Origin of the sequence: Desulforamulus aeronauticus DSM 10349 (assembly GCF_900142375.1) — a bacterium.
In the GTDB taxonomy this organism is placed as follows: domain Bacteria; phylum Bacillota; class Desulfotomaculia; order Desulfotomaculales; family Desulfotomaculaceae; genus Desulfotomaculum; species Desulfotomaculum aeronauticum.
Genome location: NZ_FRAR01000023.1, coordinates 95050 through 106504, shown reverse-complemented (window position 1 = coordinate 106504; position 11455 = coordinate 95050). Strand labels below are relative to the sequence as shown.

Genomic DNA, 11455 nt, shown 5'->3' with positions numbered 1-11455 from the left:
AGATTGCCGAAAATATACGTAATCAAAGTAATATTTATAAGCAAAGGGCGGCTATAGTTGAGCACCCTTTCGGGACGATAAAACGCCACTTGGGCTATACATACTTTTTAACGCGAGGGTTGGCATCAGTAGGCATTGAGACCAATTTGATTTGTCTTGCCTATAATCTTAAGAGAATGATCAAAATAAAAGGAGTGAAGGAGCTCATGCGTCTCTTCAGAGATCCAGCTCGTTTGAAATCTAATATACAGGATGTTTATTTGAGCAAAATTGCATAAAACCTACGTTTTAAGATGTATTCAGCAATCAATTGTTAGACAGTCTGACGTACGGTTTGATGAGGGGGAAGCCATGAAAGTGGTTTCCCTACTCTATTGTCTCTGGTTGGCTATTGGTAAAGATACAGGTATAATAAACGGTGATAATGTAGGAGGCGAAATTAGTGCGAGTGAATCTTCTCGGTGCACCCATAGATAACTTAAATATGCAGGAAAACGTACAGCAGGTAGTTGAGTTTGTCCGAAGTGGTAACCCCCACACGATAATTACCTTAAATCCAGAATATCTTTATCGGGCGCAAAATCAACCGGAACTTATGAAGTTGGTTCACGAAGCCGACCTGGTTACTCCAGATGGGGCTGGTATCGTCTGGGCAACTAAAATGGCCGGTATACCAGTACCGGAACGGGTAACCGGCATTGACTTGATGCTAAACCTACTGCCAATTGCAGAACAAAAAGGCTGGGGCCTCTTTTTACTGGGTTCCTCTCCCGGCGTAGCCGGGGAGGCCGCAGAACAACTAAAAAAGCAGCACCCAGCTCTGAAAATCGTAGGAACTCATCACGGCTACTTTAGGCCCAATGAAGAACCAGAAATCGTTGCTAAAGTAGCTGCTGCCCAACCCCATCTGTTATTTGTAGCCCTTGGCATGCCCAGACAAGAGCAGTTTATTGCCAACTACAAAGATCAAATGCAGGTACCTGTCTCCATGGGTGTTGGCGGCAGTTTGGATGTCATTGCTGGCCGGGTGCAGCGGGTTTCTCCCTGGCTGCAAAAATTGCAGTTGGAGTGGTTGGGGCGGCTATTGAAGGAACCACACCGTTGGAAGCGTCAGTTGGTGCTGCCAAAATTTGCGTCTTTAGTTATCAAACGGTACATTTTAAAAAAATAATTTTCTTATAATTTTTATGGTGACAGGCTGTTACCTTTTTCGTGTTTCTCCGTCTAATTTGTAGGGAGTTAAGTGTCCCTTGCTAGTATTTTTGTCAAAATATAACTTAACTCGTTGAATTATAGGTCTCTGACTTATATTGTTCGTTGAATATTGATAGCAAACAATGATACAATGTTTTTGTATGTCAGTTTATACAAGGGTGGTGTCTTACCATGGAAAAGAAAAAAAGAAGAAAACTAAAGTTTCTTCCCTTTGTGATATTTTGTTCGTTTTTAATGCTGTTTTTAGGTGTAGGATATGTGTTAGCTAATCAATTCATCTTTGATAATAAGCTGACTCCGTTGATTTCTAGCACAGAAACAGATGAAGTAGCGGATTTAGATAAGCGGTTAAATTTCCTCTTACTGGGGATTGATGCCCGGGAAGGGGAGAAAAACACTCGAACCGATAGTATGATTTTGGTCAGTGTGGATAAAGAAAATAACCGTATTGCCATGATTTCTTTGCCTCGGGACACTCGTGTGAAGATACCTGGGCATGGCTACGATAAGATTAACGCGGCTAATGTTTATGGTGGCCCAGAGATGGCGACGAAAGTGGTATCCGATCTGGTGGGCTTAGACATTGATAAGTACATCACCACCAATGTTCGCGGTTTTCGGGATATTGTGGATACCCTGGGTGGGGTAACCATTGATGTGGAAAAGAAGATGTATCATTACGATCCCTATGATGAACCAGACCTGCAGAGGATTGATCTGAAGCCAGGAGTGCAGAAACTTAATGGTGACAAAGCCTTGCAATATGTGCGTTATAGAAGTGATGCTCTCGGCGATGTCAGCCGTACCGAACGCCAGCAGAAGTTCTTAAAGGTATTGGCCAAGGAAATGATACAGCCCTCTACCATTACTAAGCTGCCCAAGTTGGTTCCTACCATTAATAAGTATATCGATACCAACTTGAGCTTAACGGAAATGATTGCTTTGGCCAATGCTGGTAAACACTTAAGTAATGTAGAGATTGTGACGCAAACCATGCCCGGTAAGTTCTTAAATATGAATGGTGTCAGCTACTGGAGCATTGATCCGAAACAGGCGAAAATGGTGGCAGAGTCCATTATTAAGGAAGGCAAGGTTTACGATGTGGTGTTGGGCGAAGAAAATATAGATACCCGCAACGTGGCAGCCGAAACTACTACCAAGCCACAGGAGAAAGATTATCTCCCCACCATTAAACAAGATGTAGATTCTCCTAGCAAAACCAACCCAGAGAAGAAGCAGGGGAAAACAGAGGATAAAGACAGTACCAGGAACGGTGGTGCCAAGAAGGACACTTCTAACGGCAGTACCACCAAGAATACAGGAAGTACTAAAGATAATAATGTTGATGTAGAGATTATTGTCAATCCACCTGGTACTTCGACAGGGGATAAAAATTCGGCTACGGACACCAAGCCTCAACAGGGAACTACTGGTGGTGGTTCCAATAGTTGGTTGCCCACTCAGCCGCTTTAGGTAAGTACCTAAGTAAGTTCCCCAAGCGCCGCGTGACACGCTCCCTCAGGGAGGGGGTTTTTTAAGAAAAATAATTTTTAAAGGGTGAAGTAGTATTGACTCGTCGTTCTAAGAAGTGGCAGTATATTTTGTTATCCCTATGTGCCACGCTCCTGCTTACTGGGATGGTTTGGTTGTTTGTGCCGGACTGTAGCAGTGCTAGTAATGTTATTAGTCCCTTGACCAATACGGAGATTAAGGATTCCTACGAGGTAGTTGTGGTAGGGGGCGATCCAGAAGGTGTTGCTGCGGCAGTGGCTGCCGCCCGTAGCGGGGTAAAAACTCTTCTGGTAGATACCAGGCCCGTGCTGGGTGGGCTAATGACCCAGGGGTGGCTCAACAGCTTGGATATGAACTATGGGCCAGGCCGGGTAATTTTAAATAAGGGCATCTTTCAGGAGTTTTTTGATCAAATCGAAGGGGATTCCTTTGATGTAACTACGGCCGCCAATGTATTTCACCAAATGGTCAACAGCGAGTCAAACCTGGATGTGTTGGTTAACGCCCAGGCTATCTACCCAGTGATGAACGGACAGGTAAAGCCTCTGGTTAGCCCGGGGCAATCTGTGGCTGTCAATCAGGTGGCCCAACCCTATCAGGGTATACCCGATGACATTAAAGCCATAAGTGCCAAAAACGAAGCAAATAAAGAAGAAGAAAAACCAGCTGAGCCCCAACAGGATGAGCAAATAGTCACTGGCATCCAGGTGGCGCTGGCCGATGGGCAAACCAAGGATATCAGTGCCGCTAGGGTAATTGATGCCACCCAGGATGCAGATATTGCTGTGGCCGCCGGTGCACCCTTTACCTATGGACAGGAGGATTACGGCCGGGGCGATAAATTAATGGCTGTGACCTTGGTGTTTAAGTTGGATGGCGTCAGCAAGGCCGACTGGCTGAAGATGATGCTGTATCTTAATACCAGCGGTAAGCCGCAGACCGGGGCCAACTTGGTCAGTGCCTGGGGCTTTGGGGATAACATGAAGGGGTACAAGTCTAATGTCCCCGAAGTGGCCATGCGGGGTCTCAATATTGGCCGTCAAAAGGACGGCACCATTCTTATCAATGCCCTGCAGGTGTTTGGTATTGATGGCTTAAAACTGAGCGACCGGCAACGGGCTAGAGAATTAGCCATGAAGGAACTGCCCCATATCGTTTCCTATATTAATACCCATATCCCGGGTTTTAGCGATGCCTATTTAGTGGATACCGCACCGGAACTATACGTGCGGGAAACCAGACATATTGAAGGTCTTTATCGTCTAACCGTAGATGATGTTCTGGAAAACAGAGATTTTCCTGATCGTATCGCCTTTGGTTCTTATCCCATCGACATTCAAGCCACCGATCCTGACTTTAGGGGCAATGTCATTGGTGTAGCCACCCAATACGCCATCCCCTTTAGGAGTATTGTGCCGCAAAAGGTGGAAAACCTGCTGGTGGTGGGTCGGGCAGCCAGCTTTGATTCATTGCCCCATGGTAGTGCCCGGGTAATTCCCATCGGCATGGCCACAGGACAAGCAGCCGGTGTGGCCGCTGCTCTTAGCCTGCAGACCAACGCTAACTTTAAAGGTATCGCTGAGAATACCCATCTGGTTGGTCAGTTGCAGCAGCGCCTGATTAATCAAGGTGTCAATTTACAGCCCATTAACGTACCGGCCTCCCCCGTAACCCAGCATTGGGCCTACGAAGGGATGAAGCTCATGCGCCACTACGGTTTGGCTGCAGGAGGCTATAATAACGACTATAGATTAGATCAGAACATGCCGGAGCAGCAGTTCATTAATGGTCTTATCTGGATTACCAAGCTAACCGGTGTACAGGTGAAGGACCGCCCGGTGCTTTATGCCGAAGGTAATGAACTGATGATTGAAGATACTGCCTATATGATGGCTCGCTATCTGGGTATGGATGTGACCAAACAGCAGGCATATGATTATTTCACCAGTGTTGGTTTTTGGAAACCCCAGTTGCTGGAAAAGGTTAACCAAAACAACGGAGTGGTTACCATAGGTGCCGGTTACATGTTATTTAAGGATTTTACCGATTGGCTAAAGGCTAATCCCCTGGGACAGCCTGCTCAGGTGCCTGAGCAGCAAGGAAGTGAAGAGGAAGCTAAAAAGAAATAAGGCGTTATTTCTTTGCCTGTGAATGTTGCCGCAAGACTTCCCCAGACGTTTCGTGATACGGCCCCCTCTTGGAGGGAGTTGTTAGGTAAAACTAATCATCAGGATAATATACTTTTTTCACTTAAGCCGTGCAAATTGCGCGGCTTTATTTGTCGGCAGAGGTTAACGGGGGTATAATAAATGGAGGATTTTGTCATGGGGGGAGATATGATTTGGATAAAAGGTTAAAATATGGCCTCTGGGCAATGATTATTGTGGCAGTTTTGGCTGCTGCCCATGTGGCTTTTTGGCAGAGGTATATGGTGGAGAAGGATTTTCGCCAGGTGGAACTGGCGGTGAACTATGATGAAATTAGAGCCTTGTCCGGCTTGGCGGGGCTGTCGCCGGTGGAAGGATTGCAGGAGTTTAAAAAACACGGGGTGACAGCGGTAGTTTTAAGGGAACCCTTACTGGAAGATTTAGCTGCTGGAGGAAGGATTGAGGTTTTTACCGGCCAGGCTTTGTTAGATCGCATGGCCAGCCAGCCCATAGCCTCACCACCGGCCATTGTTAAGGAGCATACGTATATCCTTATCTATAGCCAAGACTTGTACCAGCAAATTTTTACTCACATGTCTGCTAAATTGACTGGGGTTAAGGGGCATGAAATTGGTGCTGCTACCTACATAATTGAGACAACCGCTCCGTATATAGAATCAAAGGAGTCCATTAAAAAGTGGTTGGGGGTTGGCTTTACCCAAGCCTCCCTGGATGATGTAGTGCAGGCAGGGTTAAAACCCATTCCCCAAATTCGCACTTGGCCGGCAGATCAAAAAAATATTCGACAGGTTTTTGCCCTATACCGCAACATTCCAGGGGTTAACACCGTCCTATTTAATGATGACACCCTACCGGGCTACAATAGTAAATATTTACTGGCAGAGGTAGCCAATGAATTGAAAAAGTCCGATGTTGCCCTGGCCCAGGTAGAGTTCTTTAATCAACAGGGTTTTAATAAGCTGGGGATTTTGTTGGACAAACGGGTGGTTCGCCTCCACACCATTTCCCCGGATGAATTAAAGAAAATGACATCTGCCGAGGCTTTAGACCGTTATGCCCTGGCAGCGGCGGAGCGCAATCAGCGGATTTTGTATTATCGTCCTTCTCTGGCCGGGGGCGGGCTATTGCAGCAAAACCTGGAGTTTTTGGATAGTTTAGGCGATAAATTGGAGGGGGAAGGGCTAACCCTTGGCAGCGCCAGTCAGTTGCCACCGGTGCCGGTTTCCCGAGGCTTGGTATTCCTTACCGGGTTGGGGGTTATAGCTGGTGGACTGCTGTTCTTAGGCAAGTTAAGGTGGCATCCCTTGCTGCTGGCTCTGGGAGCAGTGGCGGTATTGTTGTGGCTGGGGTTGCTTTGGTTTGATTTTATGCTGGCCCGTAAGCTCATGGCTTTAGCAGCAGTGGTTGTTTTTCCCACTCTGTCTTTGCTGGTGTTCCTGCGGCAGGAAGGTCGCTCTGTGGGACAGGCCATATTAGTTTTCGTTAAGTTATCCCTGTTCTCCCTCCTGGGGGCGCTGTTTATGGTGGGACTTATGGCAGATGCCGGGTTTATGCTGAAGCTGGATCAGTTTATCGGCGTGAAGTTAGCCCACGTACTGCCCTTAATGATTTTGCTGCTGTATTTCTCCTTGCTAGTGGCCAAAGGCTTGGGTGTTCCTGAGAAGATAAGAGGCTTACTAAATCAGCCCATTGTGCTGGGAATTGCCCTGATGGGTAGCTTAATGGCGGTGGCAGTGGCCATTTATGTGCTGCGTACCGGCAACGAGGGGATGACAGTCAGCGGTTTAGAACTGCAATTCCGCAGTTTACTAGACCAAATTCTGGGCGTGCGGCCGCGGACCAAAGAATTTTTACTGGGCCATCCGGCCCTGCTGCTATTGCTCCTTTACGGTTACCGGAATAATCGGTTTTTACCGCTCCTATTGTTGGCAGCCATTGGTCAGGCTTCTTTAGTCAATACCTTTGCCCATATCCACACACCGCTGGTGATATCTCTGCTAAGAGCAGGCCACGGTATTTGGCTGGGCATCTTGCTGGGCTTGGTCGTGTACTATCTGATTAAACTGGCTGCTGGCTGGGGAAGAAGGGTGCAAAATGGCTAAGGTTTGTATATCCGGCTATTACGGTTTTGATAACCTGGGCGATGAAGCGGTGTTGTTCAGTATTTTAAAAACACTGCGGGATTTGCGCATCGGTCTGCGCATCGAGGTGCTTTCCCAGCAGCCCCAATTGACCGAGGATATATATCGGGTTACCGCCGCCAATCGTTGGAAGCTTAAGGAGATTTATCGTGCTTTAAGAGATTCTGATATGCTCATTAGTGGTGGTGGCAGTTTGCTGCAGGATGTAACTGGGACAAAAAGTCTGCTGTATTATCTGGGGGTTATTTGGTTAGCCCAATTGCTGGGTAAGCCGGTATTCTTTTATGCCCAGGGCATTGGGCCGGTGAATACTCCCCTGGGTAGATTTTTGATGCGGCTGGTGGTTAACCGGGTTAGTTATATTACCGTGCGAGATGAGTCCTCTTTGCTAGATTTAGAAGAGATGAAGATAACCAAGCCTCCCATTCAAGTGGTGGCAGATCCGGTGCTGGGCTTGGAGCAAAAGTTTGTGGATGAGGCCCTTGGCCGCAAGATATTAGAGGAGGCCGGACTAGATTTATCCATTGAAAGAAAGTTAATGGGTATTTCTGTCAGGGAATGGCAGGGTCTCACTGAGTATAAAGAAGTTATGGCCGAGGTATGTGATAAGTTGGCCCGCATTGGCTACCAGGTGGTGTTTCTGCCTATGCACTACCCGGATGATTTAAAGGCTTCCGAGGAAGTGGTGGCTCTGATGGAACAACCTGCAGTGGTGCTCACTGGCAAATATTCGGTGGTGGAGATGGCCAGTCTGATCGCCAATATGGATTTACTCCTGGGTATGCGGCTGCACGCCTTAATTTTGGCAGCAGTTATGCATGTGCCGCCGGTGGCCCTGTCTTACGATCCTAAGATAGACCGATTTATGGCTTTACTAGGTAAACAGGCAGCTACCCAGGTGGAGGCTCCGGTGTATGAGGAACTTTGGTGTGCGGTGGAAGAAATTATTTGTGAACCCTGGGTAGCCCGGGAGGAATTGATTCAGGATATTGAGCCGCTGCGGCAAAAGGCCCGGAGTACGGCTGCCATTGCGCTGGAGCTGCTGGATCAGTGTTTGTGTCGAAAGGGGTCGCCGGCAGGATATCTGTAGTGTTAACTGGATAACACCATACTTTACGATGTAGCTTCTAAATAAAGCTAATTTGAAAGTCTTATAATATAAGGAAGTGAAGGAATGACAGCAAGAAGATGGCTAATTTATGTTTGTTTATCTCTATCTCTATTATGGGCTTTGCCTGCCGCTGCAGCGGAACAGGTTGCGCCGGGAGTCCGCCAGTGGCAAGTACAGAAAACCAACTGGGAAGGTAAGCCCCTGAAGGTTTTTGTGCTCGAAGTAGATCCTAAGCAGAAGTTTACCGAAATCCGGCCTGTGTTAGGAAATGATGGTATTGGTAAAAAAGAAACTCTCAGCAGTATGGCGGAGCGCACCGGTGCGGTGGCTGCCATTAACGGAGGCTTTTTTGATACGGGCACCGGGGTACCGGTGGGCAATCTGTTCATTGATGGTAAGGCAGAGTACATATCCGATATTTTAAGAACCACCTTTGGTTTCACTTATCAGGGAGAGATGAAGGTGGGTTACCTAGCGCCAAGGGTCACTGTAGAGATTGCCGGCATTGGTCAATTGCCGGTGCAAGGAATTAATCTCAGCCCAGTGAGCGATGGCTTGGTACTATATACACAGGCTTGGGATAAGAGTGTTCCTGAGGGAACCAAGGTGGCTCTAAAACCGGCGGAAGCTGGAAGTTACAAGGTTGTTGATGCCAGTTCCGGCATACCTGCCGGGGGAACGGTATTGGTTGGCTGGGGAAATGCTGCCAATCAACTAAGGAGTATCACTACAGGTAGCAGTGCGAAGATAGTAACCGATCTGCCTACCGATTGGAATAACCTACGTCATGGATTAAGCGGTAGCCCTATCTTGGTAGAAAATGGCCTACCAGTGGATCAGGCGGTGCAGGAAGGTCTGTGGGGTACGGTTCTCAAAGTAGCTCCCAGGACTGCTGTGGGTGTCACATCCCAGGGGAAGATTCTGTTGGTGGTTGTCGATGGTCGTCAGGAGAAGAGTGCCGGGGTTAGCCTGGAGGAGCTCAGCTATTTGATGATTGATTTAGGAGCTGTACAGGCTGTTGGTTTAGATGGCGGTGGCTCCAGTGAAATTTGGGTAAAGGGACAAATTTTGAATAACCCATCAGATAAGAAGGAGAGACCGTTAGGAAACGGCTTGCTGGTTATTCAACAACTGCCGGTATATGTGGATGGTAAACGTCTTTACCTGGATGTGCCGCCGATAATTGAGCAGGGGCGGACGTTGGTACCCTTACGGAAGATTTTTGAGCGACTGGGTGCTGAGATCGACTGGAATGAGGAAAACAAGACTGTTCTTGCAACTAAGGGAGAGCAGACTATAGAACTGACAATGGGCCAGGCTACTTGTTTAGTGAACGGTAAGAAGATACAGTTGGATGTGCCTGCCAAGATTATCAACGGCCGCACCATGGTGCCCATGCGTTTTGTGGGAGAAACTCTGGGTGCTACGGTGAACTATGTCACCACCAACGGCCCTGCTGTTTATATCGAGGGTGTACAGGGAGGGTCTGTTAATGAATAAGAAATTGTTAGCACTTGTCCTCGTGGCGGGGATTTCCTTTGGAACTCTCCCGGCAGCCGCGGAGGATATAATGCCACCAGAACTGCTGCAACAGCTGAATCAACAATCCGGGCAGGTGAATCAAGAGATCTCCCTACAATTAGCTTCCGACTATCTTGATAATATCACCTGGAATTTACCCTGGAATGTACAAAAAATATCTAATGGCAATTTGCTGCTCTGTCGCGTCGGGGCGTGGGACCCGGGTGTTATTGAGGTAACGGCCCTGGGAGCTGAAGTATGGTCCTATCACGGCATACAGGCCAACAGTGCAGTAAGACTGTCTAACGGCAATACATTGGTGGCCGATTCTGGTGCTCCGGGTGCCCCCTTTGTGCCTCGAGTGTTGGAACTAAACTCTGAAGGAAAAAAGGTTTGGGAATATGTTTTGCCTTCAGTTGCTTCTGCCCCTCGTTATGCGGAGCGGTTGAAAAATGGTAATACACTGGTGGTGCTGCCCTTTGAGGTAAGGGAGGTAACGCCCGACAAGAAGGTTGTTTGGCAGTATGGTTTAGGAAAGCCCGGCAAACCCGGTGCTGCCGGATATTTGACCCAGCCGGTGCGAGCACACCGCTTAGACAATGGCAACACCCTGCTGGTGGATAAAGGATATGCCAAAAACGGCAGAGTACTGGAGATATCCCCGGCTAAGCAAATAGTTTGGCAGTTTGCGGCAACTTCGAGCAGTGCCCAGGAGGGGGATCGGCCTCCTGCTTTAGTGCAGCCCCTGGATGCTTTACGTTTACAGGATGGTTCTACATTGGTGACTGATAAAAAACAGGATATGCTGTTTTTGGTGGATGCAGCGGGGCAAATTGTAGAAGTCAAAACCTGGGTTGATTTGTACAAATCGGCCCCTGTGACCGACCTGTGGTTTGCTGAACCGAGGGAGGATGGCAATGTTCTCCTTGCTGCCACCATGGTAACCGGCAGAAGCCGGGTTGCCGAGGTAGTAGGTAACAGCATGAAGGTTGTTTGGCTAAAGAATCAGCCGGAGAGCAATATGGAAAATATCTCGGGTAATGGGGAATAGTCCATGGAACCAGGGGCTTGATTTTTTAGTCCCTGGTTTTTCTAATAACAGATGAAATTTTTTCATAAAGGAATATGGCCCACATTGTTGAATGGTTTTAATATACGTAAGGAGGAATGGTTGTTGAAGAAGAAAATATTATTGTTGTTAGCCTTAAGTTTATCATTAAGTCTGGTGCTCTTTGGCTGTGGGGGATCATCTAAAGAGATCGTAGAAGTTAAAACCCCTGAGGAAGCGGCTAAAATGGAAGGAGATCCTATACAAAACCTAGCTCTTAAGGAAAAGCAATGGCTCAGCCAGTTAGATGTGGTGCGGAGTGAAATCAGTAAATCCTATGACGATTGGGAGCAGGGTAAAATTAGCAAGGAAGATTTCCTGGGACAGCTTAACAAATCTAAGGAAACTATTAAACCTCTCATAAAGGATTATGATTTGCATATGGAGGTAAATGCTTTCCCAGAAGACAGTAAGAATGAAGAAATATATAAAGATGGTTTAGCCTATGGTGATAAGTTACGTGCCATTGTTAATAACTTTATTTTTATGGCAACAGAGGGCATTATGGATTCCCAAACCAATAAGCTAAAACCGCTAACAGATGACCAAATTAAAGATGTTTACAAGAAATACATGGTAGAGAGATATGATGAATATAAGGCCAAATTATCTCCGGCCTTAGAAAACGCAGCTAAGAAGTAATAAAAAACTGGGTAGATGCAATTAAACTGCAGCTACC

General features: G+C 47.2%; 9 protein-coding genes. All 9 read left to right on the top strand.

What is annotated here, in order from left to right:
• On the top strand, window positions 1-278 hold a 278-nt coding region (locus tag BUA78_RS15085; RefSeq protein ID WP_175548947.1), incomplete at its 5' end, for a transposase.
• 164 nt (window positions 279-442) lie between these two features.
• Window positions 443-1171, top strand: coding sequence for a WecB/TagA/CpsF family glycosyltransferase (locus BUA78_RS15080; protein ID WP_072916155.1), 729 nt, complete (start codon window positions 443-445; stop codon window positions 1169-1171).
• 215 nt (window positions 1172-1386) lie between these two features.
• Complete coding sequence (locus BUA78_RS15075) at window positions 1387-2688, top strand: LCP family protein (protein WP_072916153.1); 1302 nt, start codon at window positions 1387-1389, stop codon at window positions 2686-2688.
• A gap of 164 nt (window positions 2689-2852) precedes the next feature.
• Window positions 2853-4856 (top strand): FAD-dependent oxidoreductase, encoded by a 2004-nt coding sequence (locus BUA78_RS15070; RefSeq protein ID WP_084082455.1) that lies wholly within the window; start codon window positions 2853-2855, stop codon window positions 4854-4856.
• A 212-nt stretch (window positions 4857-5068) separates the two neighbouring features.
• On the top strand, window positions 5069-6997 hold the full coding sequence (locus BUA78_RS15065) for a DUF5693 family protein (RefSeq protein ID WP_175549037.1): 1929 nt from the start codon (window positions 5069-5071) through the stop codon (window positions 6995-6997).
• Window positions 6990-8126 carry a polysaccharide pyruvyl transferase CsaB gene (csaB, locus tag BUA78_RS15060; RefSeq protein WP_072916147.1) on the top strand — a complete coding sequence of 379 codons (1137 nt, stop codon included), beginning with the start codon at window positions 6990-6992 and terminating at the stop codon, window positions 8124-8126. The genes BUA78_RS15065 and csaB overlap by 8 nt, the downstream gene beginning before the upstream one ends.
• Window positions 8127-8210: 84 nt before the next feature.
• The gene (locus tag BUA78_RS15055; protein WP_072916145.1) at window positions 8211-9647 is read left to right on the top strand and encodes a phosphodiester glycosidase family protein; all 1437 of its coding nucleotides are present in this window, start codon (window positions 8211-8213) and stop codon (window positions 9645-9647) included.
• Window positions 9640-10719, top strand: coding sequence for a hypothetical protein (locus tag BUA78_RS15050; RefSeq protein WP_072916142.1), 1080 nt, complete (start codon window positions 9640-9642; stop codon window positions 10717-10719). The genes BUA78_RS15055 and BUA78_RS15050 overlap by 8 nt, the downstream gene beginning before the upstream one ends.
• A gap of 123 nt (window positions 10720-10842) precedes the next feature.
• Window positions 10843-11418 (top strand): hypothetical protein, encoded by a 576-nt coding sequence (locus BUA78_RS15045; protein ID WP_072916140.1) that lies wholly within the window; start codon window positions 10843-10845, stop codon window positions 11416-11418.
• Window positions 11419-11455 lie beyond the last annotated feature (37 nt).